Origin of the sequence: Lysinibacillus sp. NPDC097162 (genome assembly GCF_044762185.1) — a bacterium.
GTDB lineage: Bacteria > Bacillota > Bacilli > Bacillales_A > Planococcaceae > Lysinibacillus.
The window spans coordinates 90779-116814 of sequence record NZ_JBIWDT010000006.1; the positions used below are offsets into that span (position 1 = coordinate 90779).

The window sequence follows — 26036 nt, forward strand, 5'->3', positions numbered from 1 at the left end:
TCCTACTATTTCTTTTCAATTTTGTATTGCTCTTGTTTTTCAGCTAACCAAGTCGTATATTCTTCATTGATACGTGTTTCCAATACTGTTTCATAAATTTCATCTTTAACATCTTCAAATACGGCTTCTTCTGCTGGCACTTTACCTGTCACTTTAATGATGTGATAGCCTTCTGCTGACTGTACTACCCCGCTAACGGCATCTTTTTCAAGAGCGAAGGCTGCCTCTTCAAACTGCTCATCCATCTGCCCTCGGCTAATATAGCCTAAATCACCGCCGTCTTCACTTGTATCTGTATCAGTTGAATATGCTTTCGCTAGCTCAGCAAAATCCTCACCAGCTTTTATTTTCGCTTCAACCTCTTTTGCAGTTGCTTCATCTTCAAGGAAAATATGACTAGCTGCAACTTGTTCTGGTTGACCGTAGTCATCCTTATTTTCTTCAAAATATTGCTTTAATTCCTCATCTGTAATGTCAATACTTGCTGCAATTACATCCTTCGTCATCAGATACATTCGAATATTATCATTGACACTCTCCTTCGTTAGACCATTTGCATCGAGTGCTTCTTGTAAAGCATCCTCCCCGCCATACGATTCAACCAATTCATCATATTCCACTTTAATGGCATCATCCGATATAGTAATGCCTTCTTTTTTTGCCTCAAGTTCGATGATTTTATTGTCTATGAGTGTGTTTAACATGTCTGTGCCATATTGACTGCGCAATGCCTCATCTAGCTCTGTCTGGAGAATCTTCTCACCGTCCACCGTTGCCACATAATCGCTACTCTCTCCACATCCAGTTAATAGCATTGCTAATGCAACGGGAACAGCAAATATCTTGATAAACCTTGAATTTATAGTCACTCTCTATAACATCCTTTCGTTTATTTTCTCGTTTACATTGCTTACTATAAAGTGCTTATGTGTCAGTCAGATGTCAGCTTTACAATTCCTTCAAAAATTTTTACATTTCCATTTGTGAATCTTTATAATAGCTTTACAAATCCCCTTCTTCTCCTATACAGCACAACAAAAAGGCCACCACGCCGTTACAGCGTAGTAGCCTTTAATAAGGTTATTTCAAAGCATGTTCCTGTTGGATTACTTTCAACTAAACGTAAATCACCACCAATTGATTGAGCCATCATTTTACTTAATGGTAAACCTAAGCCTAGCCCTCGAACAGCGTATTTTTTATTTTCCCCTCTATAAAATCGTTCGAAAATAAATGCCTGATCTTCTTGAGTTATTCCGTTCCCTGTATCTTTAACAGCAATAATGACCCTATCAAGTTTTTGCCTTAATGTAATCGTCACTAACCCTTCCTGCATTGCTTGCTTTGCATTTGTTAAAAGGTTTGTGAATATTTGCTGCATACGTACGACATCTGCCTGCACATTTACTGACTCCAGAAGATAATTTACTTGTATTTTAACGTTTTCTTCATCCTCCATCACTTCCCACTGTGCCACAGCATCCCGCACAAGATGATTGACATTCACTGTGACGAGCTTAACAGGGATCGCATCTACTGCAAAACTATTAAAAGCTAGTAAATCTCCAACCATCGTTTTCATTTTCGTCGTTTCGAGCAAAGCCATTTGTATAAATTCTTTAGCGTCCTTACCAGTTACAACACCATCTCTTACAGCCTGCAAAAGCCCACTAATGGACGTAACAGGCGTTTTTAGCTCATGCGTCACACCAGCAAGCAGCTCTGTTCGCGTTCTCTCTAATTGTTCTAGCTTATTGGCCATTTCCTTAAAGGATGTGACAAGCTCGAAAATTTCTTCTTCTTTATTATTTTGAGGTAAATCAAATGTATAATTGCCTTCTTGTACTTGTTTAGCCGCTTCAGCTACCTGCTTAATTGGACGTACTAAGCGCTTTGATAAGAAATAGATCGCTCCCCAGCCTAGGACAGCAAGAGCTCCAATTAGTAAGGCAAGTTGACCATATTCTTGTTGAACTTTCGTCAAATTTTCCTTTTTCTCTAGCACAAGCACCCATCCAACTACATTATTATCCTTTTCAATCTTCTTTTTCACTACATATTGAACTGTCTTTTTGCTATCGACTTCGACTAGTATCTTCTTTGTTCCTTCTTCATTATCTAATAAGTTAGCAACATTATTAGTGCTTCCTGGAGGCATCGGTCGATTACTTGTCAGAACATTGCCTTTTACATCGACTACATATAAAATCGGATCAATTTCTCTCATATTATATCGTTCACGATTACCGATAAAGCCTGGTATGCCGTCTGTAGGTGCATTTGAACCAGTTGTATCCGTCAAACGATAAACTGTTTCTTCCGCTATAAAATTCATTAAATCAAGCCGATTTTCAAAAGCTGTGTGACGTATCCAGCTAGCGGAAATTAAAGAGATAATGGCTAGCCCTATAAAGAGTGTAAGTAAATAACGTCTCGTCCAATAGTTGAGTAAGGAGATTCGCCTATTTTTTTTGAACACTTAACTGATACCCCAATCCACGTAATGTTTTAATCTCTCCTTCTGCTTCATCCCAGTTTATAAGCGCTTTCCGTAATCGCTTCACCGCTAAATCGACGGCTCGATCACTGCCGTCATATTCCCAGCCCCATACTTGTTCAATGAGCTGATCTCTTGTAAATGTTTGATTTGGATGTTCTGCTAAAAATAAGAGCACCGATAAATCCCGCGGTGTTAACACAATTTCTTGACCATTGAGGTGCACTTGATGCGCCTGCATATCAATTTCCAACTGACCAAATCGCTTCTTTAAAGTTGTTTCATGATTGTTTTCAGCTCGCCTTAATACAGCCTTTACTCGCGCGACAACTTCGTCAGCTATAAACGGTTTAGGAATATAATCGTCTGCACCTTGATCGAAACCTTCTAAACGGTAATTTACATCCCCTAACGCAGTTAGCATAATAACTGGACAAGCGCTCTCATTGCGAATTTCTCGTAAAATCGTCCAGCCGTTTTTTTCAGGTAACATAATATCTAATAATACTAAATCAGGCTGATGTTCCGTAAACACTTCTATTGCCTGACCACCCGTAAAGCATTGTACAACTTCATATCCAACCTTTTGCAAATAAGCCTTCAATACTTGGCTAATTGCGAATTCGTCTTCCACCACTAATATTTTGGTCATCATTTTTCACCCCGCCACGGCTTGTTGATTTTTTATTATAGCATCTGTTTATGTCAGCTAAATGTCAGCAAGCTCTACAGAACAATGCTCTATATGTATATTTGTATATTTGAAAACAGACTTATAACGATCCACCATACAACCTATTCATCTAATGCATTTATAGAAAAAGTTATTATTCTTCTCTTGAATTATTGCAATTCGGTTGACAATGGCTTCTTTGGACACTTATCATTGATTGCGAATGATAATCATTGATAATTCATTCAATTGTAGTTTAGACTATCTTCAATAAAATGATTAGGGGGTAATAGTATGATTATTGTTACAAATCGTATTCAAGTAAAGCCTGGCTTTGCAGCAAAAATGGCACCAAACTTTACGAAGCCAGGTCCTCTACAACAGTTTGAGGGCTTTCATAAAGTAGAGGTATTAATCTCAACAGATGATCCTACATATGACGAAATGAGCGTCAATATGTACTGGGAATCTAAGGAACATTTCCAAGCTTGGCGTAATAGTGATGCTTTTGCTGCGGCACATCACCGTCCAGAGCCTGGCTCAGAAGGTGCAAAACCTGAGAATAGCCCTATTATCGGCAGTAAAATTGTTATTGCTGAGCTTGCTTCTTCTATCGAAGCACAAAGCTAATAACGAATTGTAAACCTTTTAAATATCTTCTGATTCTATCTAAAAAACCATGCATATTTCTAGAAATATGCATGGTTTTTTAATTTAAGTGCCAGGCACTCACACAATTTTGAATATTCCCCAGGTAATATGGAATACAAGTGTCAGTCACTCACACAATTATTGAAACACGACTACTAAAATGTAGCCGACAACAGATAAACAAACAGAACCGATTAATCCTGCGATAAATGCTTTAATGCCCAATTGCTTAAACGTTTTAATCTCTACATTTAATCCTAATCCTGCCATCGCCATCGCAATTAAAATATATGCACAGTTCACAAAAGTTTGCGCAACTGCTGGTGGTACTATTCCTAATGAATTAATCCCGCTCATTACTAAAAACCCTAGAATAAACCAAGGAATAATAGAAAGAGAAAATGCTTTATTTCCTTGTTCTTTATCCCTTCTTTGATACATAATACCGATTACTATTGCCACTGGCACAAGTAATGCTACGCGAGTTAATTTTACTATGACTGCCATATCAACAGCCTCATCACCACCTGCAGACGCTGCTGCAATGACATGAGCTATTTCATGTAATGTACCTCCCGCAAAAATACCATATTCGGTTGGCGTTAAACCAAATATTGAATACAACAGCGTATAAACAAGTGTAAATACTGTACCAAGCAACGCTACAATCGCTGCACCTACTGCTGTTTCTTTTTCATTTGCTTTAATTTGAGGCGCAATTGCAACTACAGCCGCAGCCCCACAAATAGCTGTCCCGCAGGCTGTTAAAATGCCGAGCTTTTTATCTACATTAAATATCTTCGTTAAGCCGTAAACAACAAACAGTGCAAATACTAAATTGATGAATGCAATAAGAAAAACGCCTGCACCTGCATGATAAATATCAGCTAAGTTCAACCGCATACCAAGCAAAATAATACCGAAACGCAATAGTTTTTTACTCGAAAAGGATATACCTGTTTGCCACGCATCTGGCACACTAAACGCTGCTCTCCAAGCCATACCTAGTATAATTGCTATCACAAGCTGCCCTAAAATTGAGAAGAAAGGAAATGTAGAAATATACTTAGCCACTAAGGCAAGGCCCAACGTCAATATAATGCCCTTTATAAAAGGTGGCGTTAGGAATTTCTTAATCCCTTGTTGTTGTTCCATGCTGTCCACTTCTTTCATTCTTTATGAATATTACTTTATAAAAAAGGTAATCATTAGTAAAATACATATATATAATTACTATCATTAATTTTTCTAATTATAAGGGGTGATGTGATGCAATACGATGCGTTAAAAACTTTTATTACATTAGTTGAAGTAAATAATTTTACGAAAGCCTCAGAAATTTTACATATTTCCCAACCTAGTGTGAGTCTACATATTAAAAACCTTGAACAAGAGTTTCACACGACATTATTTATTCGCTCGCCAAAGTCTGTGCAAATTACTCCTACTGGTGAAATTTTATATAAACGTGCAAAGCAAATTATGGCCATTGCGGAGGCTGCACAGGAAGATATTTTAGCCTATCATCACTCTATTCAAGGAACGCTCATTATTGGAGCAAGCTTTACGATTGGCGAAAATATTCTGCCATCCATTTTGTCAAAACTTCAACAACAATTTCCTCAATTAGAGTTACAAGTTATTATTGGCAATACAGATGAAATTATTCAATTTACCAAGCTATTACAAGTAGATATTGGGCTTATAGAGGGGCAAGCACATGACAATGAGCTCGTCATTCAGCCATTTATGCAAGATGAATTATTTATAGTTAGTGCAAGTAACCATCCCCTTGCTAAGCAACCCTCTATTACTATTTCACAATTACAACGACAAAAATGGGTTGCACGAGAAGTTGGCTCAGGAACACGCAATTATTTAGACCATCTATTTCGCACAAATGGTCTTCAAGTACATTCACTTCTAACAATTAGTAGCAATCAAGGCGTGAAGGAAAGTGTCATTGAAGGACTCGGCCTGTCTTTACTGTCTGGCAGTGTTATTGAGCGTGATATCCGAAATGGCGATATTGCCATTTTGCCACTTGCGGAACAACGTTTTATGCGGACTTTTTCTTACCTTCACTCACCTACGATGAAGAATAAACGGAATGTTGAAGCACTTATTGAATTTATTACGAGGAAAAATGAGACATAAAAAAAGCTTAGCTGGCTATATTTTAGTCGCTAAGCTTATTTTAATGTTCTAGGGTTTATCGTTTTACGAGCCTGTTTACGCTCGATAATCTCTATAAATTTTGTAGCAGCACGGGACAATGGAACACTTTTTAAATAACACATACCAATGCTACGATTTGGAATGCTTTCTGTTAATGGAAGCTCATATAGTAGTCCTCGTTGCAAATAATCCTGTGAAAACTCTTTAGTTACACAAGCAATCCCTAAATTACTACGTGCAAATTCAAGAACCAAATCATGCGAGCCGAGTTCAAACTCAGGTGCAATTTGAATTCCTTTCGACAGTAAATAATTTTCTACATAATTTCTTGAGTTAGATTTCTTCTCTAGAAAAATAAGTGGAAACTTAAGTAGATCTTCAAAACGTAAGCTTTTTGATTGCAGTGTTTTATATTTCTCTCCACATACGAAAATATCCTGTATTTCCGTGCACACTGTTAATTGTAGACTCACATCTTCTATCGGAAAATTGCAAAGCCCTACATCCACTTCACCAGATTTAATAAAGTTACATATTTCAGAGGTCGTACCATTTAGCATCTGTAGCTTAATATTCGGATACATCGTATGAAAAGCCTCGAGATAGGGCATTAAAAAGAAGCGTGAAATCGTATCTCCTACACCTATTTTTAATTGCCCCATCGTTAAGTTTTTAAATTCCAGAAGCTTTTCCTCTCCAGCATCTAAAAGACCTAATGCCGAATTTGTATATTCATACAGCAGCTTCCCCTCTGTCGTTAATGTTACGCCTTTCGGTGTACGATTGAAGAGTCGTGTACCAAGTTCTTTTTCCAATTGCATCATTGCTTGGCTAACTGCTGGCTGCGTCATAAATAAATCTTTAGCCGCCCTAGAAAAACTACTATTTTTAGCAACAACACTAAAAACACGATATAAATCTAATTTCCCTATCATATAAGTACTCCTTATAGCTATTATACGAACTATTAATTTTACTTATATCATTAACTGAGCGTATAGTAAAATCATATTGATTTTATTCATATTATTTAAATTAACATATAGCTTTTTATGAGGAGAGATTATTTTGGAACGTGTAGTTGGTACAGTTGTAAGAGGTCTTCGTGGTCCTATTATTAACGAAGGTGATAATATTGAACAAATCGTTGTTGATACAGTGTTAAATGCCGCTAAAGTGGAAGGCTATTCAATTGAAGATCGTGATATTGTTACAGTAACAGAATCAGTTGTAGCTCGTGCACAAGGTAACTATGCTTCAATCGATGACATTGCAGTGGACGTAGCTGCTAAATTCGGTGATGATACTGTTGGTGTTATTTTCCCAATTTTAAGCCGTAACCGTTTTGCAAACTGCTTACGTGGTATTGCGAAAGGTGTTAAAAAAGTTGTTTTAATGCTAAGCTACCCATCTGATGAAGTTGGTAACCACTTAGTTGATATCGATGAACTAGATGTAAAAGGTATTAACCCTTGGACAGATACATTAACGGAAGCTGAATTCCGTGAACATTTCGGCTATAAAAAACACACATTTACAGGTGTCGATTATATCGAATACTACAAAGAATTAATTGAAGCTGAAGGAGCTGCTTGTGAAGTAATCTTCTCAAACAACCCGAAAACAATTTTAGACTATACAAAAAGCGTACTAACATGTGATATTCACACTCGCTTCCGTACAAAACGTATTTTAACGGCGAACGGTGCTGAAAAAGTATTCTCTTTAGATAACATTTTAGCTGTATCTGTAAATGGTTCAGGCTTCAATGCTGAATACGGCTTACTTGGTTCAAACAAAGCGACAGAAGAAAGTGTAAAATTATTCCCACATACTTGCCAACCAATCGTTGACGGCATTCAAGCAAAAATCAAAGAAGCTACTGGTAAAACAGTAGAAGTAATGGTTTATGGCGATGGCGCATTCAAAGACCCTGTAGGTAAAATTTGGGAACTTGCTGACCCAGTTGTATCTCCTGCCTTTACTGCAGGCTTAGATGGTACACCTAATGAAGTGAAATTAAAATACTTAGCAGATAACGATTTTGCTGATCTTCGTGGAGAAGAATTAAAAGCAGCTATCTCTGAATATATTCAAAATAAAGACGAGGATTTAACTGGTCAAATGGCCGCTCAAGGTACAACACCTCGTAAATTAACAGACTTAATCGGTTCTCTTTCTGACTTAACTTCAGGCTCAGGCGACAAAGGAACACCAATGATTTATATTCAAGGTTACTTCGATAACTATACAAAATAATACGCTTTAACAAGAAAAACTCCCGCCTTCATATGCGGGAGTTTTAAAATGTCGACAAAAGGCAACAAGAAATTCACTCCTGTTATATCTTTTGATATTTTTATCCATACCGTGGACCAAAAGTAGAATTTCCCTGCCTACTGGTTTAGTTGATTGGAGCGGAGGACGCGACTCCTGCGAGAACAGCACAAAACGTAAGCCGCAACAGATCGCGCGTTAGCGTGGGTTACGGCTTACGGTGTGCCCGCGGAAAGCGTCCGCCCGTAGCGGAAATCAACAGCAGAAGACCTCTACAAAAAAACACCCGCCAACACTGGCGGGTATTTTTTATGGACATAATGTCCGTGCGATATTTTCAAAATAGCGTACACCGTAAATAAGGGCATCCTCATCTAGTTTAAAGCGTGGGTGGTGCAACGGATATGCTTCACCAAACTCCTCGTTATGCACCCCTATAAACTGCATAGAAGAAGGGACAGCCTCAGAAAAATCTGCAAAATCCTCTGTACCGAACATTGGTGCAGCTAATTCTTGTACACCCTCTGCTCCAACAATATCGCCCGCTATGCGACGTGATAATGCCGTTAGCTCCTTATCGTTTGTCACTGAAGGACAGCCAAGCTCCCATTTAATCTCTACTGTTGCTCCGTGCATTGCCGCTATACCATTGACAATCTTTTCTAAATGATGACGAGCATCGACACGTACTGTCGCGTCTAGTGAACGTATTGTACCACCTAGCTCAGCAGTATCCGCAATAATATTTAATGCTGTGCCGCAATGGAATTGTGCTACCGTTAAGACAGGAGCATGAATACTTGGTACTTTACGCGACACGATTGTTTGCAGTGCAACAACCATTTCTGAACCAATTAACAACGGATCAATCGCTACTTCAGGCATAGAGGCATGGCTACCACGTCCATAAATCTTAATCTCAAAATCATCCGCCGCCGCTGTAAATTTCCCATCCTTCATGGCAAACTGACCAACTTTATAATCAGGACTTACATGTAATGCAAATGCATAATCTACATTTTCTGCGATACCTAGAGAAACAAGTTGTGCCGCTCCCCCTGGTGTTACCTCCTCTGCATGTTGGAAAACAAAACGAATTTCACCATTGAAATCTGTTCCTCGCTCTGCTAATGCTTTTGCAGCCCCCAATAACATGGCTGGGTGTGCATCATGCCCACAAGCATGCATGACACCTCGATTTTTTGATTTAAACGGTAGATCGGTCTCTTCCTCAATTGGCAATGCATCGATGTCAGCACGTAATAAAATAGTATGACCATTACCGTCTGTTTTCGTTCCTTTTAAAAATGCGCAAACACTCGTTTCAGTTAAGCGCTTCACTTCTAAATGTGGGAATGTTATTAATTGGTTATAAATATAATTTGCTGTTTCATATTCTTGATGTGATAACTCTGGATGCATATGTAAATGCTGTCTCCAGGCAATGACTTGTTGTTTTAAATCTTTTGTTTCTATCATTTGCAAATCCTCCTATCATTCTACCAAGTTAAAACGGTCCGTAATTCATAGCGTGAGCGATAATTAGTAAAATTATAGCTAAAGCTGTTTGAATAGCGAAGTATGGGAATACCCATTTAAACCATTTAGAGAATGGAATACCTGCGATTGCTAGACCCGCTAACAATACACCACTTGTAGGGATTACCATGTTTGAAATACCGTCTCCAAACTGGAAAGCCAATACCGCTGTCTGTCTTGATACACCAATTAAATCTGCTAACGGTGTCATAATTGGCATTGTCAAAGCCGCTTGTCCACTTCCTGATGGCACTAAGAAATTTAAGCAAAGCTGTAGTAAAAACATGCCCACAGCGTTAATGGAAGCAGGTAGTACACTTACTGCATTCGCTACAAAATGTAAAATCGTATCAATTAAGCCACCTGATGTAGTAATAACTAAAATAGTTTGAGCAAAGCCGATGATAAGCGCACCCTCTACCATATCTCTAGCTCCTGAAATAAAGCCTTCAGCCATTTTATTCGGGCTCATTTTACAAATTATTGACATAATAATACTGCTTAATAGGAACACGCCACCAATTTCACTGATATACCATTGAAACTTAATAACCCCAACAATTAATGCGACAAAATTCGCCAATAACACAAGCAATGCTAATAAGTGGCGCCCACTCATTTTAAAGTCTAATGATATTTCAACACTTTCTTCTGGCTTAAATTTCCCGTAAATCCCTTTAGATGGATCTTTTTTAACTTTTTTAGCATGTCTAATAATATAGATTACCGTTAAAAGATAAAAAACAAAAAATACAATAATTCTATAGGACATACCTGAATACATTGGCAATTCAGCTATCGTTTGAGCAACCCCGATGTTAAACGGATTCGTAATCCCCGATGTAAATCCAGTAGCTAATGTTCCTAGCATTACTATCGCAAATCCTGTAATTGCGTCCATTCCAAGAGCCATCGTTAATGGAATAATAATCGCAATGTATACTAGTGTATCCTCAGCTGAACCGATTAAAGTGCCTAAACTACCAAAGATTAATATAAGAATCGGAATTAATACATACTCCTTCTTGCCAAACTTAGAAGCCATTACTTTAATAAATGAATCAATAGCTCCTGTTTTTTGCATGATACCAAGTGCGCCACCAAATAAAAATACAAATAAAATAATGGAGGCACCTTCCAGCAACCCTAAATGGACACTATTAAATATTTGAAGAAAACCAACTGGGCTCGAATCAATATATTGAAATGATTCAGGATTCACAACCATTCGACCATTACTCTCTACTCGATCGTACTGACCTGCTGGAATAATATAAGTAAGGGCACTCATTACCAAAATAATGATAAACATTAAAACAAACGCATTAATACCTTTAGTTTTTGGCTCTTCTAAATTATTTTCTTCCTGTAGATTTGCCATTCTCTCTCCCCTTTACATTCGTAGTTTAAAACCTTTTCAAAAGTAGAAACTTGCTACATTAGACAAGAAATCTACTCCACCCACTTTTCCGTTACACGGAAATATATTCCGATAAACGGAAATATATTAGTAAAAATATAAAAAATTAAAACTTAAATGTCAATATTTTTTGATAATTCTGTTTAATAAAGTATTAAAATTTTATACATAATACAGCGAAAATCTACTACTTTAGTCAATTAGAACAATGCAAAATCATTTCAATTTTAATATTAAAAAATATATAATTACTTCGCTCGCTATCAACTCATTTCACTATCATTCTACGTGTATGTTTAAGAAGTCAGTGTGCGATTTTAGCCCTCTTTTGAATAAACTCCCGTTACATAACTATCCAAAAACAGGCTCTTTTTTAATAAAAATCTATCATTTAAAAAAAAAAAAGACTGCCCGTTTTTTTCGGAGCAGTCTCTTTCCAGACAAACAATAGAACATTCATCCTAATAGTTTATATGTATACTAAATGTATATAATGAATATTTATGCAACTAATACAATAACAATCTTCCTTGTTTGCTACCCATTTTCAATCTGTAAAAAATAGTAAAAATCCACTTGACATTCATTAATTGTCTAGCAGATTTCACTATATATTGAAACGTAGAAATAGCGGAACATCTATATTGTCGGCTTTACGCATTGGCTTGCAATCAGATTTTTAGAGCCGGCTTAAAAGGACCTTTAAAAATTCCCGAGCATTTAACTTTAAGTACATTCACCCCTACCCCTATAGAAGTAGAGAAAATTTGTTAAAGAAAGCTAAATATAAAACGTATAGTCTTCTGGTGTTACACGCTTTAAAAACTTTTTCGTCCGCTCTTCTTTTGGACTAACGAATATATCATGTGGGCTTCCCTCTTCCACCACAACACCGCCGTCCATAAAAATAACGCGGTTTGCGACATCCTTTGCAAAACCCATCTCATGCGTTACTACAAGCATTGTCGTGCCTTCTTTCGCAATGTTTTTCATAACGGTCAACACTTCTCCTACTAACTCTGGATCAAGCGCAGATGTCGGTTCATCAAACAAAATAATATCTGGATTTAAGGCAACTGCACGAGCTATACCAACACGCTGCTGTTGACCACCTGATAACTGACTTGGATAAGCATCATATTTTTCTGATAAACCTACTTTGTCGAGCGCTTTTTTGCCGATTTCAATAGCCTCAGCCTTTGCTATTTTCCGACCAATAACAAGCCCTTCTGTAACATTTTCTAAAGCTGTTTTATTAGTAAAGAGGTTGTAATTTTGGAATACAAAAGCGACACGTTGTCGAATAGCATGAACATCCTTCTTCTTTACGTTTTGAAAATCTACATCGATATTCCCAAACGTTGCATGCCCTTGATCAGCCTTTTCTAAAAAGTTAATGCAACGCAATAATGTCGTTTTACCGGAGCCACTCGGACCTAAAATAACAACGACATCACCTTTATCAATTGATAAGTCTACACCTTTTAAAATTTCATTGTTGCCAAATGATTTGTGAATATTTTTGATTTTTAACATGATAATCGCCCCTTAGGCATTTGCCATTTTGTATTTGCTCAAATGTTTCTCGTATCGCTTAAACAGGTATTCAACCGTACTACACAAAATTAAATACACGATGAAAATATCAAGATATGCTTCCACATAATTGTAGCCGACATTAGCAGCTACTTTGGCCTTCAGTGTAATTTCTGGCAATGACATTGCATAACCCAATGACGTCGCTTTTATTAAGTTCACTGTTGCTGTACAAATATTCGGCATAGCAACGACTAAAGCTTGTGGAATAATAATTCGTCGATATGCTTGAAATGTCGTTAAACCGACCGCGTGTGCTGCCTCAAGCTGGCCCTTCTCAATAGTACTTAAAGCCGAGCGGAATACCTCTATTAAAATAGCTGTTGTACTAAAAGCAAAGACAATAAACGCATACCAAATCGGATTGATTTTATATATATCGTAGGCAATATGATATTTTTCAAAAATCATTTTTAGAATTAGTGGAATGCTACTATAAATAATGAATATCTGAATAATAATTGGAGTACCTCGAACAAAGGATACATAAATTTTTGCTAGATGATGAATAACCGGAATTTTATTGATGCGTGTTAGTGCTAATAAAAATCCTAGTGGTAGGGCAACGAGCAACGCAACAACCGTTACAAGGAGTGCAATCGGTACGCCGGATAATGCCACAAAAAAGGTTTCAACTAAAAATTGATAGTTCATGATTACGCCTCCTTACGTCGTTTCTAACGTTCTTTTCCCCTTGCCGAAAAACTTTTCCAACATAGCAAAGAATTTTTCAATAACAATGGATAGTACCCAATAGACAATCGCAAGTGCAATATAAATTTCTAGTGCATGCGCATTGATATTACTAGCTATAATTAAATTCGCTTTCCCAACAATATCGATTAACCCGATTGTGTAAGCTAATGCACCCTCTTGTAATAACGCAATCATGCCATTCCCGAAGTTCGGCAATGCAATAACAAGTGCCTGGGGGAAAATAATACGACGATAAGCTTGGAATGGTGTTAACCCTACACTGACAGCCGCTTCATACTGCCCCTTGTTAATAGCTAAATAAGAAGATCTAATCACTTCTGACATGATTGCAGCAAACTGCAATGTGAATGTTACGACAACAAAGAACGCTGTATCTATCGAATGAAGATTTAAACCAATGTTTTCTGCTAATGCAGGTACCCCGTAATATACAAGGAATAATAGAACGATAGATGGCGTACAACGCATAATCGTTGTATACAAATTGGCTATTTTTTGTAACACTTTCTTTGAACTTAACTTTGCTGCAGCTAATAACAAGCCGAAAAATGTACCTAATACAATGGAAGAACCTGCAACTAAAAAGGTTACTTTTAAAAACGGCAATAATAAGGGAATAGCGTTCCAAACGTACGATGCATCAAAATACTTCTCCATTTCCTCACCAACTTTATAAAATGTCTTCACTAAAGGCTGCTACGAAACAACACCTTTGTTCTCCGTTTATTAAGAAAGACTGCTGAGTATGTTGACTCAGGCAGCCTTTAAAAAATTATCGATTTACGTTTTCTAACACTTCAAATAAATCACGGCCATAAAATTCTTTACTTAATTCACTTGTTTTCTTTTGTTCCTTAATTTGGGCAATAGCTTTATCGTAAGCATCCGCAAATTCTTGCTCTTTTTTGTTGAACAATGGCCATGTTTTAATCACTGCAAACTCGTTGTAAACAACTTCATCTTTTAAGTTATGATAAGCGCCATCATCAGCTAAAACTTGCTGTTTGAATGGCCCTTCAATCATGACACCACCATCAACGCGACCTTCATTTACCCATTGCACCACATCGACAGTAAATGCATCCCCAGCTTGTAATTTAACTTCGTTAGTTGGATTTGCTTTATTGTACTCATCAATAATTGTATACTGTGCATTGTTTGCAGCGATTGGCGCTAGCGAGTAGCCCTTTGTCGCAAAGTCAGCTAATGTTTTTATACCTTCATCTTCTTTGCGTAGCACTAAACCTGCACTACTTAACCCTAAAAACTCTTTAGGGAAAATAAACTTCTCTGTACGCTCCTGTGTAAAGAATGCATTTTTTACACCTACTTGGTACTTTCCTTGCTCTACACCGATTAGTAAATCATCGCTTGTAGTCCCTACGTATTCAAACTTATATTCTGGTAATAATTCATCTACTAGCTTCATTACTTCCACATCATAACCAGTTGGATTTCCCTTATCATCAATATAGCTAATTGGCTTAGAAGCTTGATCGTAAGCTACCTTTACAGTACGAACTTTAACCCCATCTTCAGTTTCATTTTTAGATGCTTCGCCAGAACTGCATCCTGCTAAAATAGCAAGAGAAGCCAACCCGACTGCTGCAAATTGTAATAATTTTTTCTTCTGTTTAAACATATGTCATTTCCCCTTAATCTCAAGTGATTTTAATATTAATGTTCCGTTAGTTTCTGCTGCTCAATAGCAGCTGTCGCTAATTTAATAATTGTCATATCATCCATTGGCGGGTTATGTAAACCTGCACGGACATTGCGATAATAGCGCTGTAATGGATTCGTAAGCTGCAAACTTTTTGCTCCAACTACACGCATCGCCTTATCTACAATATCTATCGCAATATTTGTCACGGTGTGCTTTGCAACCGCCATTTCATTCGTTAAAGTATCGCGTCTAGCTGGATCATCATAAGCTTCCGCTACTCCATATAGCACAAATCGTGCCTGATGAAGCTTCAATTCAATATCACCTAATAGCTGCTGCACATTAGGCAATGTACTAATCGGAGCATTTAAACTATTTGGTTGATGATGATTAGCAAAATGCAACGCATAGTCTCGGGCTGCCTGTGCAATCCCTAAGTAAGTTGCTGGAATATGTAAAATCCAGCCATTGATTTTGCCACCGCTTGGATGATTCGGCAATTCTACTAAATGGTTTTTAGGGACAACGACATTCTCTAACACTAAATCATGACTGCTTGTGCCACGCATCGCAGACATTTCCCAGTTTTCTACAATCGTTAGCCCTGTTACATCTTTATGAATGAGAAAGAAGCCTATTTGCCCTTTTTCTTCAATCCAAGCAGACGTTAAGAAATAATCTAGTACAGGTGATGCAGTCGTAAATATTTTACGGCCATTTAATAACCAGCCATTATCTGTTGATACAGCAGTTGTTCCAGGGCGACCACCTCGTGTCGGACTACCAGTTGCTAATTCACTGACAGCTCGATTTATGATGGCACCTTTTTGTACTTCCAAAGCAAACTCTTCGAGAATATCGTCTGCCCACAGCTTCTTATCATATATCTCACCAACAACGCCTAGAGTCCATCCTAGTGAAAGAGAGGCGTTCTCGTCGTAGCTAGCTAGTGTTTCTTGAACGAGGATCATATCGTAAACAGATAGTCCCTCTCCGCCATATTGTTTTGGTAATGTTAGTTTTGGATAGCCGATTTGCAGTAATAGCTTATGTGCCTCAAATGGGAAACGCGATTGCTCATCGACTTCTACAGCCTCTGATTTAATTGGTTCCGCAATTGAAGCGAGCTGCTCCAACCAGTATTGCTGGCGCTCAGTTTTAATAAATAACTCTTTCAAGAAAATCTCCTTCTTCCTAAATTATATAAAACATATATATTTACTAAGAATTAATGTTGTAAAAAAATCTCTACCTACATTAGTGGTGAGATCACTTTAGTACTGAATTTTCAGATTCATTGTCATTATGATACTTTCAACATGTTTAATTGTCAATGGTTAATCACAAGTTTTTTTGTAAGAATTATAGGGTTTTATTTTCTCCTTATTTCAGCTCTTTATTTTGTGCACCAAGCTGTATTTAAAACATATGCTAACACTAAGAAAGAGGTGTATAAATGACCAAAAATACGAGTCCATCTCCAAATACTGTAAACATCACACATATAGCTCCTCAAATTATTCAAACGAAATTTGGAGATATAAACGGTGATGGCTTTTTCGATACAGTTTTTTTAATGGGTACTAAGACGCCGGAAAGTCCCCTATGGCAGAATCTAACACTAGTTGTTTTTTACGGACAAACAAGACAATTCCAACAAATTGGGCTGAAAGAAAACATTGGCTATAACCCTACGATTTTTCTAGGCGATTTTACAGGGGATCATATAGAGGATATTCTTATTATTTCTGATACTGGTGGCAGTGGTGGCATTATTAATGGTGAGATTTTTTCCTCGATAAATGGGAAATTGCTTTCGATATTTGATACGGAGTCATTTAATAATAAACTCACTTACTCGGTCAATTATTTAAATAACTACAAAGCATCCGTTCGTAGCACGAATCCTAAAAAGCAGTATATTCTCGATTTACAATATAAAGGAGCCGAATATTTAGCAGAAATTTATAATAAAGATGGTACATTGAAGCAACCGATTGAAGGCTGGGTTGACCCTATTAGCGGATTATATCCTATTGATTATGCTCGGGAAGGAACATATCAACTATTAGCCTATCAGGAAATTGCGGGCAGATATCATGCGGATGGTTTAGGATTTGTTGAAAACATTTTAAAATGGAATGGTCGAGAATTTGTAGTTGATCGACAATCCGTGTCCATATATGGCGAGGATTTAACATAAAACGAGAATACCGATATAAACTAAAAAGTCCGCATACATTCCTGCGAACACAGCATAAAACATAAGCCCTGAGAGAAAATAAGGCTGTCCTACACAATGTTCAACGGAAAGCAAGCGGATTTTTAATTTTGTAGGACGTAAAAAACGACCCTACATGTTATTTTTCAACTAAAGCGAAGTAATTATTTTCGTGGTCTGCGAAATTAAAAACTCTACCCATTGGCATCATTACTAAGTCGCCCACTTTAATTCCCTTCGTTTGGAAATCTTGGTACATCTCCGTTATATTATCGGCATAAAACATAATAGAAGGTGTTTCTAAATTTAATTCGGGCTGCATTTTAGCAATCATTTCTTTGTTGTGTAGTACAAATGACGTTTGTGCGTCTTTTGTAGGGGCAATTTCAATCCAGCGCATTTCCGCCTCTGTATTATCCGCTACTACTACAAAGCCAATTTTTTCTGTCCAAAACGCTACAGCTGCATCTTGGTCATTTACATACAACATTACTTGTCCAATTTGTTGAATCATGACAAAGCCCTCCCTTTTGAACAATAGTATACATCAAAACATAATTTTATATGTCCGTAGCAGTTATTATTTTTAGTGAAATTTTGAGATTTTCTTAATTATCTTAATAAAAGAAAAACTGATAAAGACTTAACTTTTATTTTTTTTTTGTTAAAATGAGCTAGTCATCTATTATTTACCTTCTTGGGAAATGTATAGAACAATAATATTATAGTGAGGATAACACAAGTGACAAAACTAAGTTTACGAAAAAAGCTCATTTTTTCATTCTTAGCAATACTTCTCATCCCAACATTAATCATTGGTATCATTTCATACCAAAGTGCGGAGAAGCAAATTTCTAAGGAACAGCAAGCAAGTGCTACCGAAAGTATTCGCATGCTTGATACGAATATTACAGGTACTATTAAACCGAAGATTGAGGACATTCAATATTTTACCAAGAAAATTAATCAATCTTATTTACAAGAAAGTAAAGTTCCAGAGCTTCGATCGCTATTACAAGAATATGTAAATATGCACCCAGAAGTTGAGCTCGTCTATCTCGGCACTAATGAAGGTAAGATTATAGATGAGCCTGCACAACAATACCAAAGTAACTTTGATCCACGTACAAGACCTTGGTATACGCAAGCATTAAGTAATAAGGGGCAAATAGCCATTACAGCACCTTATATTTCACAAGCTTCAAGTGCCATGGTTATTACGATTACACAAGCTTTACCAGATGGTTCCGGTGTCATTGGTTTAGATCTCAATATATCTACACTAAGTGACATTACCAACGATATTCACATTGGAAAAACGGGCTTTGCCTCACTTTTAGATAACAACAAAACGTATATTTCCCAACATGATAAAGAAAGTGGTTCAGAGGCTACTGAAAGCTACATTTCAAAAATTTATGAGCAAGACAGTGGCACAATTGTTGAAAAGGATCGACAGCTACAATTTATCACCAATGAACTAACAGGTTGGAAGCTTGTTGGTACAATGTTTTCAGCTGAAGCAACAAAAGCTGCAGCTTCAACCTTTAATATCAACTTAATCATTATTGTTATTTCAATTATTGTCGGCGTTGTGTTTATGCTTCTGATGATCAAATCCATTGTGAATCCGATTAATCGACTAAAGCATAGTGCTATTAAAATTAGCGAAGGCGATTTAACGGAATTTATTGAAATACATTCTAAGGATGAAATTGGACAGCTTGGAGAGGCTTTCGTTTCAATGAAAGTTAATTTGAAAAAGCTTATTCGCAATGTTGATCGGAGCGTCCAACATGTACAAGCATCTGCACACGGATTATCTGCACATGCAGAACAAAATATTGCATCTTCAGAGCAAGTTGCACAGGCGATGCAACAAGTAGCAATTAGTGCAGAAAGTCAGACAACAGGTAGTGACCAAAATGCTATCTCTATTGAGGAAATTGCACAAGGCGTCGTTGAAGTGGCTGATAGCGCCATGCAAGTTACAGATCTTTCTAGCAACGCTATTGTGCAAGCAGAAGAAGGAGGTCAATCTGTTGAACGGACTGTCAACCAAATGAATTCAATTAATGAGTCGGTTGCGCAATCAGACAAAATGATTAAGTCGCTTTACGATCGTTCAAAAGAAATTGGTTCCATTTTAGAAATTATAAGTGCTATTTCAGACCAAACGAATTTACTGGCTTTAAACGCAGCAATTGAGGCTGCTAGAGCAGGTGAACATGGTAAAGGTTTTGCCGTAGTGGCCGATGAAGTTAGAAAACTAGCCGAGCAATCACATCAATCTGCAGAGCAAATTTCCTCGCTCATTACAGGTATTCAGCAAGATACTGCTAAGTCTGTTGAAACAATGGTGAAAGCATCTTCAGATGTACAAGAAGGTATACTGTTATCAGAAGACACAAGCAAAAAATTTGCTAGTATTACTGAAAGCTTACGTAATATTGCACCAAAAATGGAGGGTATCTCAGCTTCTGCGCAAGAAATTTCAGCGGTAGTGGAGGAAGTTTCAGCAACTGCTATTGAGTTAACTGACCATGCTAAGCTTAATGCAGCGGCTTCAGAGGAAGTTGCTGCTTCAACTGAACAAACACTATCCTCAATGCAGGAAATGACTGCATCTGCCAAAGCTTTACTCGATATGGCTGATGAATTACAAAGCTATGTAAACCGTTTTAAATATTAAAAAATGCACGATGAGCAAAGGTTTCTCTCTGCTCATCGTGCTTCTTTATATAATTATTTAGCTTTTTCTTCATGGCTAATCTGCCATTCAATTCCAAACTTATCAGTAAGAGACCCGTAACATTTACTCCAAAAAGTTTCTTGTAGCTCCATCGTTACTTTGCCACCTTCTTTAAGTCCCTCAAATGCTTTTCGCAATTGGGCTTCATCATCAGACACAGCAGCTAATGTTACGTTGTTGCCAATTGTAAATGGTGAACCAGGGAAAGTATCTGAAAACATTACCGTGCTTCCCATAATCGATAAACGTGTATGCATAACGAGATTTTTTGCTTCTTCTGGTAATGGATAGCTTGGATCACTTGGTGAATCGCCAAATGTCATAATTTCAGCCTTGTCCGTATTAAAAACTTGCTCATAAAATGATACAGCCTCTCGACAATTCCCATTAAAAATTAAATACACCTCTACCGCCATTTCCACCACTCCTCTGAATTTTCTGAAACAACTATATTGTACTTAGATTACGAACGATAAGCTAGTCTTATCATGTGAAATCCTGTATAGGTTTACTATTTCAATTACATATTATACTTATAAAAAGGTTTGCGATTTTCTATATTTTAAACACTTTCTTGTCTCCTCCTACATATTTTTTATTTATTTTGTTAAAATCTTTGACTTTTACTTAAAAATCATGTAAATTACCAAATGGCGAACAATTTAAAACAAACATTTAAAAATATTCGTATTTTAGGAGTGTATATAATGGATAACGTATTTGACTATGAGGATATTCAACTAATTCCCGCAAAATGTATCGTAGAAAGTCGATCAGAATGTGATACATCTGTAACTTTAGGTGGACACAAATTTAAATTACCTGTAGTGCCTGCAAACATGCAGACTATTATTGATGAAAATATCGCAGCAAAGCTTGCTGAAAACGGTTACTTTTATATTATGCACCGCTTCAATCCCGAAACACGCATTAATTTCATTAAAGATATGCAAAATCGCAATTTAATCGCTTCGATTAGTGTTGGGGTAAAAGAAGAGGAATATGCATTTGTAGAAGAGTTAGCAACTGCTGGATTAGTTCCTGAATTTATTACAATTGATATTGCACATGGTCATTCAAACGCTGTCATTCGTATGATTCAACATATTAAAAAACATTTACCAGATAGCTTTGTTATTGCTGGTAATGTTGGGACGCCTGAGGCTGTGCGTGAACTTGAAAACGCTGGCGCAGATGCTACTAAAGTTGGGATTGGACCAGGGAAAGTTTGTATTACAAAAATTAAAACAGGCTTCGGCACAGGCGGCTGGCAGCTAGCAGCATTACGCTGGTGTGCAAAGGCTGCGACTAAACCAATTATTGCTGATGGTGGTATTCGCACAAATGGGGATATTGCTAAATCTGTTCGTTTCGGTGCTTCAATGGTTATGATTGGATCTTTATTTGCAGGTCACGAGGAATCACCAGGTGAAACAATCGAAATCGAAGGTAAATTAGTAAAAGAATACTTCGGCTCTGCTTCTGAATTCCAAAAAGGTGAGAAGAAAAATGTTGAAGGTAAAAAAATGTTTGTAGAACATAAAGGTAGCCTAAAAGATACTTTAATTGAAATGCAACAAGACCTTCAATCATCTATTTCGTATGCAGGTGGCACTAAGCTAGAAGCTATTCGAAATGTAGATTATGTAATCGTAAAGAATTCAATTTTCAATGGCGATAAAGTATATTAATATTTTAAAAACGGCTGTTTTCAAAGTCGCTCAAATAGACAAAATATCTCGTGCACTTTCGAGATATTTTGTTTTTTTATTTGTAGAGCACGCGATTATCTCTCGTTTATGCTAATAAAAAAAGACTATAGGCAAACTCAAATTGCTTTGAATTTGTCTATAGTCAGAAATAATTTTTACAGCTTGTTGATTACTGCATGTAAAGTTTCTTTTAATTCTGCATCATGATTAGCAAGCTCAACAAGGTTACCTAAGCGCTCACGTAATACAGGACGTTCAATGACTAATTTCTCGTCAAGTACCTTTACTAATAATTCAATAATAAGACGGTCACGAACATCTAACGCTTCTTCCAAACGCTCTGGTGTAATTTTTGCATCATTTTTTGCTGCATTTGCCATTTAAAAAAACCCCTTTTATTTTATATTCATGCACATCTATTTTAGCATACCGCCTAATTTTTTTAAAAACTTTCTTTTACAATACTATACAGTAATTTACAGTATTACGCATTCCATGTTTACGTTGTCATGTTATATTCTATAGTATTAATAAAATACACGAAATAGTAACAATTATTCTGACAGTCACCATTCTCTTTATAATGTTTTTTTCATATTCTATAAAATAAATATTATTTTTAAATAAGAAAATGGAGGAATAACATGAACCAAAAGCATTATACATATATACAACTCGTGAAAGCTGTGCCAAAAACTTTACAACTGTTTCTTAACGTATGCCTTGTATTGTTAGCTCTTATATTAGCCTTCCTGCTTATGAAAGAATTAATTGAATTTCTACACATATTATTAGCAGATGGTACTGGTGATTATAAACTTTTCCTCGCGAATATTCTAATTTTCTTTTTGTATTTTGAATTTATTACGATGATTATTAAGTACTTTAAAGAGGATTATCATTTCCCACTAAGATACTTTATTTATATTGGCATAACTGCCATGATTCGATTAATTATCGTTGAGCACGATCATCCTATTAACACTTTAATTTATTCCCTTATTATTTTAATTTTAATTATTAGCTATTTTATTATTAATATTACCCCATTAGAAAGACCTATTCGTTCATCGATTCTTTTTAAAAAGGAGTAATCTGCTATATGCAGTGTACTTCTCTTTACGCTTAAAAGGCTGTCAAACACAATGGTTTTTCAAAAACAAAGAAAAGTTTGTGCAATGCCTGATATGCACTTGGAATTAAATGATTAGAGCCATTTCGTCCTTCCCCTAAAACATTTATAGAACGTTCATTGCTTAGGTTATGCTTAAAAACAGATATTAATCATTCTGTTCTACCCCTGGATAGGCACCAATCACAATATTTACATACTTTAAAATCTCATCTTCCTGTAGTAATTTCTTTACAATTCGCATTTACACCCTCCTAATGTCCAAAATAATTTAGGTTTAGGCCAATTGCTTTTACATTATTTCAAGCATCTATTAATAACATATATTACCACAAGACTTTTAATGCTGTATGATAACAATAAAGCACCATGAAATGATGAGCTTGCGTCTCAAACCGAGAGCATCCATAAACAACAATGATTACTCTCTATAAATTAACCTACTGTGAAAAAGCAAACACAGTATAAAAGATGGCCCCAAAAGATTATGTATCAGTACGTTAGCTCTTGTACAGCTTCTAACAACGTTGTAAGAGCTATATACATTACCTGAGGAGGATGAAAAAGTTGGATCTGATTGATGCCTATATTTATGAAGTGACGAGAAGGATCGCTAAAAACAAGCGAAATGCTATTGAGCTTGAGCTAAAATCAACAATTGAGGATATGTTACCCGACAATTATTCAGAATTAGAGGTAAAAGAAGTGTTATTGAAGCTAGGGGACCCTGCAAAGCTTGCTGTGAACTATCAAGAAGGCCCAAAATATTTAATTGGTCCTGAATTGTACAATACTTACATTCAGACAATTAAGATGATTATTCCCTGGGCAATTCTTATAACATTGATTGTTCACCTTGTTAGTAGTGTTTTTTCATTTCCAGAACAAGAAATATTTTTAACTACAATTATCAAAGCATTTACTACAACAATTGTCAGCGTTATTGGCGTAGTATTCCACGTACTTTTTTGGGTTACCATTACCTTTATTATAGCGGAGCGCTATAGTACCACTAAAATTCAAATTCCTTTTATCACGGGGAGCAATGAATGGACACCTGAAGATTTAAACAAAATTATAGTAAACTCTAAAAGCAACAACATACCACTAAGTGATATTATATTTAGCTTTTTAGGAATAGCCTTTTTTTCTTTCATTTATTTTAACGCTTCTCATCTTATCGGAATTTACTCATCTGATGACAGAATTGGTTTAAAATTTGTCATGCCAATTTTCAATCAAGATACCCTTTTGTCCTTTAAACCCATTATTTTATGTTGGATAATATTAAGTTTTGCCTTAACTCTATATAAATGGAAGATTCGGCAATGGACCATGCCGATTGCCATTACAAGTGCACTTCTTCATTGTATTGGTACCATTGTTTTTATTGCCATGGCGAACCAGCCTGATTTTATTCATAGTGCTGCTATTCCATATATGGCAGCTATTATGGAAACCACAGCTGCAAAGATTATGGTAACATTAGATCGTATACTATTCGTTTGTATTGCTATTACCATTCTAGCAAGTGCGTTTGATATTTATAGCGGCTTTAAGAAGGCTAAAATTAAATAAAGTTGAAACTTTATTAAAAAAATAGGTTAGTTAAACGGTTTTTTAGGGTATTAATGTAGTTGTTATTATTTCGCTTTTCATCGACGACTTTCACCTATGAAAAACATAGTCCCCTCTATAATAACGCAAACTTATTACCTAGTAAAATATGCCTTAATTTCATTAAAATACCGTTATTTTCTAATGTTTTGTATAATAATGATATTAAGAGTATTTTTAATACAATTTATAATCTGCATTTCATCAACATCCAAGCAGAATAAGGGGTAAAAACTATGACAATTCTTCTTGTAGATGACAATCAAGTCAATCTATTTGTAATTGAAAAAATTTTAAAAAATGCAGGTTATGAAAACTGTGTATCTCTTTCATCAGCTTATGAGCTTTTTGACTATCTTCAGTTAGATGCTAAAAATCCAGCGGGTAGTTCCGTAGAGTTAATACTATTAGATATTATGATGCCTGAGGTAGATGGTATTGAAGCTTGTAAACGAATTAAACAAAATGAAAAATTCAACGACATTCAAATTATTTTCGTTACAGCATTAGAAGATAAAAACAAACTCGCAGAAGCACTTGATATTGGAGGGGTCGATTATATTACAAAACCCATTAATAAGACGGAACTTCTTGCAAGAATTCGTGTTGCCCTACGATTGAAGGCGGAATTAGATTGGCATACAAAACAAGAAGCAAAAATTAAATATGAATTAGATTTGGCTACACATGTACAACGCAGTTTATTAAGTGCACCTTTACATGAGGATAATATTCAAATCGAGGTTTCCTACCTCCCATCCTCTAATTTAGCAGGCGACATGTATTATTGGTATAAAATAAACGATAACCGCTATGCCATCATTTTGCTTGATATGATGGGTCACGGTATTTCAGCTGCACTTGTTTGTATGTTTATCTCGTCCGTCCTAAGAGAAGCTGTTAAACAGCTCGTGGAACCCGAGTTGGTCATAAAGGAATTGAACCGTTATATGACGCTTTTACAGAATGCTAAGGAAGAAAATATTCATTACTTTACAGCTATTTACATAGTGATTGATACTGAACAAAAAACGATTGAATACGTAAACGCGGGTCACCCTTCTGGATATGCTCTTGTTGACGAAGAAACATTAGTTCCTTTAAATCAAGGAAGTTGTGCTGTCGGTTTCTTTGAAGAAATAAAGGTAGAAAAACAACTTATTAAATATGAAAAAGATATCCAAATTGTTTTATATACTGATGGTGTGTTAGAGGCGATGGGCCCATGTGAAATAGAGTCTGAAAAACATTTGCAAACGCTAACATCTAGTAAATGGAATTATACCCAATGTCTGATTGATAACTTGCTTCCTAAAGAAAAGCAAACAAACCAACCTGATGATATGTGTGTATTAATGATTCAAGCACAGGCAAAATGAATTAGACAG

The 26036-nt window shown here is 36.3% G+C and carries 24 protein-coding genes; 9 read left to right on the forward strand and 15 right to left on the reverse strand.

The window, feature by feature from the left end; translation table 11 throughout:
- Window positions 1–5 precede the first annotated feature (5 nt).
- The 3 genes from ACIQXW_RS19925 to ACIQXW_RS19935 all read right to left on the reverse strand — a co-directional run bounded on the left by ACIQXW_RS19925 (window position 6) and on the right by ACIQXW_RS19935 (window position 3149).
- Window positions 6–869: a peptidyl-prolyl cis-trans isomerase gene (locus tag ACIQXW_RS19925; RefSeq protein ID WP_401021041.1), complete on the reverse strand. Its 864-nt coding sequence runs from the start codon at window positions 867–869 to the stop codon at window positions 6–8.
- A gap of 185 nt (window positions 870–1054) precedes the next feature.
- Window positions 1055–2479 (reverse strand): sensor histidine kinase, encoded by a 1425-nt coding sequence (locus ACIQXW_RS19930; protein ID WP_340821681.1) that lies wholly within the window; start codon window positions 2477–2479, stop codon window positions 1055–1057.
- Window positions 2463–3149, reverse strand: a complete 687-nt coding sequence (locus ACIQXW_RS19935; RefSeq protein WP_340826394.1) for a response regulator — start codon at window positions 3147–3149, stop codon at window positions 2463–2465. Before ACIQXW_RS19935 ends, ACIQXW_RS19930 begins: the two co-directional genes overlap by 17 nt.
- Before the next feature lie 315 nt (window positions 3150–3464).
- Between ACIQXW_RS19935 and ACIQXW_RS19940 the strand changes: the two genes are divergently transcribed.
- Window positions 3465–3800 carry a heme oxygenase gene (locus tag ACIQXW_RS19940; RefSeq protein WP_173479220.1) on the forward strand — a complete coding sequence of 112 codons (336 nt, stop codon included), beginning with the start codon at window positions 3465–3467 and terminating at the stop codon, window positions 3798–3800.
- Between the two features lie 159 nt (window positions 3801–3959).
- Here the strand turns inward: ACIQXW_RS19940 and ACIQXW_RS19945 are convergent, their stop codons facing one another.
- A complete protein-coding gene (locus tag ACIQXW_RS19945) occupies window positions 3960–4976 on the reverse strand; it encodes a YeiH family protein (RefSeq protein WP_340821679.1) in 1017 nt (338 codons plus the stop codon).
- 114 nt (window positions 4977–5090) lie between these two features.
- Between ACIQXW_RS19945 and ACIQXW_RS19950 the strand changes: the two genes are divergently transcribed.
- On the forward strand, window positions 5091–5978 hold the full coding sequence (locus tag ACIQXW_RS19950) for a LysR substrate-binding domain-containing protein (protein ID WP_402764922.1): 888 nt from the start codon (window positions 5091–5093) through the stop codon (window positions 5976–5978).
- Between the two features lie 35 nt (window positions 5979–6013).
- Here the strand turns inward: ACIQXW_RS19950 and ACIQXW_RS19955 are convergent, their stop codons facing one another.
- Window positions 6014–6934: a LysR family transcriptional regulator gene (locus ACIQXW_RS19955; RefSeq protein ID WP_402764924.1), complete on the reverse strand. Its 921-nt coding sequence runs from the start codon at window positions 6932–6934 to the stop codon at window positions 6014–6016.
- A 133-nt stretch (window positions 6935–7067) separates the two neighbouring features.
- Between ACIQXW_RS19955 and ACIQXW_RS19960 the strand changes: the two genes are divergently transcribed.
- A complete protein-coding gene (locus ACIQXW_RS19960) occupies window positions 7068–8258 on the forward strand; it encodes a coenzyme F420-0:L-glutamate ligase (protein ID WP_402764926.1) in 1191 nt (396 codons plus the stop codon).
- A gap of 327 nt (window positions 8259–8585) precedes the next feature.
- Here ACIQXW_RS19960 and ACIQXW_RS19965 read toward each other — a convergent pair whose 3' ends face one another.
- From ACIQXW_RS19965 to ACIQXW_RS19995, 7 genes are all read right to left on the reverse strand, one after another.
- Window positions 8586–9755: a M20 metallopeptidase family protein gene (locus ACIQXW_RS19965; RefSeq protein ID WP_402764928.1), complete on the reverse strand. Its 1170-nt coding sequence runs from the start codon at window positions 9753–9755 to the stop codon at window positions 8586–8588.
- 28 nt (window positions 9756–9783) lie between these two features.
- Entirely contained in the window at window positions 9784–11196 is a 1413-nt protein-coding gene (locus tag ACIQXW_RS19970) for a YfcC family protein (RefSeq protein WP_340821673.1), read from the reverse strand.
- Window positions 11197–12015: 819 nt separating this feature from the next.
- Window positions 12016–12771, reverse strand: a complete 756-nt coding sequence (locus ACIQXW_RS19975) for an amino acid ABC transporter ATP-binding protein (RefSeq protein WP_340821672.1) — start codon at window positions 12769–12771, stop codon at window positions 12016–12018.
- 12 nt (window positions 12772–12783) lie between these two features.
- Window positions 12784–13485: an amino acid ABC transporter permease gene (locus tag ACIQXW_RS19980; protein ID WP_401012437.1), complete on the reverse strand. Its 702-nt coding sequence runs from the start codon at window positions 13483–13485 to the stop codon at window positions 12784–12786.
- 12 nt (window positions 13486–13497) lie between these two features.
- The gene (locus tag ACIQXW_RS19985) at window positions 13498–14235 is read right to left on the reverse strand and encodes an amino acid ABC transporter permease (protein ID WP_402764932.1); all 738 of its coding nucleotides are present in this window, start codon (window positions 14233–14235) and stop codon (window positions 13498–13500) included.
- Between the two features lie 85 nt (window positions 14236–14320).
- Window positions 14321–15190 (reverse strand): transporter substrate-binding domain-containing protein, encoded by an 870-nt coding sequence (locus ACIQXW_RS19990; protein WP_340821668.1) that lies wholly within the window; start codon window positions 15188–15190, stop codon window positions 14321–14323.
- Window positions 15191–15225: 35 nt separating this feature from the next.
- Window positions 15226–16392 (reverse strand): acyl-CoA dehydrogenase family protein, encoded by a 1167-nt coding sequence (locus ACIQXW_RS19995; RefSeq protein WP_402764935.1) that lies wholly within the window; start codon window positions 16390–16392, stop codon window positions 15226–15228.
- A 278-nt stretch (window positions 16393–16670) separates the two neighbouring features.
- On the opposite strand from ACIQXW_RS19995, the gene ACIQXW_RS20000 reads away from it, so the two are divergent.
- On the forward strand, window positions 16671–17417 hold the full coding sequence (locus tag ACIQXW_RS20000; protein ID WP_340821666.1) for a hypothetical protein: 747 nt from the start codon (window positions 16671–16673) through the stop codon (window positions 17415–17417).
- A 157-nt stretch (window positions 17418–17574) separates the two neighbouring features.
- Here the strand turns inward: ACIQXW_RS20000 and ACIQXW_RS20005 are convergent, their stop codons facing one another.
- Window positions 17575–17949, reverse strand: coding sequence for a VOC family protein (locus tag ACIQXW_RS20005; RefSeq protein WP_340821664.1), 375 nt, complete (start codon window positions 17947–17949; stop codon window positions 17575–17577).
- Between the two features lie 228 nt (window positions 17950–18177).
- Between ACIQXW_RS20005 and ACIQXW_RS20010 the strand changes: the two genes are divergently transcribed.
- On the forward strand, window positions 18178–20127 hold the full coding sequence (locus ACIQXW_RS20010; RefSeq protein WP_402764939.1) for a methyl-accepting chemotaxis protein: 1950 nt from the start codon (window positions 18178–18180) through the stop codon (window positions 20125–20127).
- A gap of 53 nt (window positions 20128–20180) precedes the next feature.
- Here the strand turns inward: ACIQXW_RS20010 and ACIQXW_RS20015 are convergent, their stop codons facing one another.
- Complete coding sequence (locus ACIQXW_RS20015) at window positions 20181–20603, reverse strand: VOC family protein (protein ID WP_340821662.1); 423 nt, start codon at window positions 20601–20603, stop codon at window positions 20181–20183.
- Window positions 20604–20894: 291 nt separating this feature from the next.
- On the opposite strand from ACIQXW_RS20015, the gene guaC reads away from it, so the two are divergent.
- Window positions 20895–21878, forward strand: a complete 984-nt coding sequence (gene guaC / locus ACIQXW_RS20020; RefSeq protein WP_402764942.1) for a GMP reductase — start codon at window positions 20895–20897, stop codon at window positions 21876–21878.
- A 176-nt stretch (window positions 21879–22054) separates the two neighbouring features.
- Here the strand turns inward: guaC and ACIQXW_RS20025 are convergent, their stop codons facing one another.
- Window positions 22055–22279: a phosphate-starvation-inducible protein PsiE gene (locus ACIQXW_RS20025; protein WP_340821658.1), complete on the reverse strand. Its 225-nt coding sequence runs from the start codon at window positions 22277–22279 to the stop codon at window positions 22055–22057.
- 264 nt (window positions 22280–22543) lie between these two features.
- Between ACIQXW_RS20025 and psiE the strand changes: the two genes are divergently transcribed.
- The 3 genes from psiE (at window position 22544) to ACIQXW_RS20040 (ending at window position 26027) form a co-directional block, all read left to right on the forward strand.
- A complete protein-coding gene (gene psiE, locus ACIQXW_RS20030) occupies window positions 22544–22993 on the forward strand; it encodes a phosphate-starvation-inducible protein PsiE (protein WP_402764945.1) in 450 nt (149 codons plus the stop codon).
- A 605-nt stretch (window positions 22994–23598) separates the two neighbouring features.
- A complete protein-coding gene (locus tag ACIQXW_RS20035; RefSeq protein ID WP_402764948.1) occupies window positions 23599–24609 on the forward strand; it encodes a hypothetical protein in 1011 nt (336 codons plus the stop codon).
- A gap of 275 nt (window positions 24610–24884) precedes the next feature.
- A complete protein-coding gene (locus tag ACIQXW_RS20040) occupies window positions 24885–26027 on the forward strand; it encodes a SpoIIE family protein phosphatase (protein ID WP_340821652.1) in 1143 nt (380 codons plus the stop codon).
- Window positions 26028–26036: the final 9 nt, after the last annotated feature.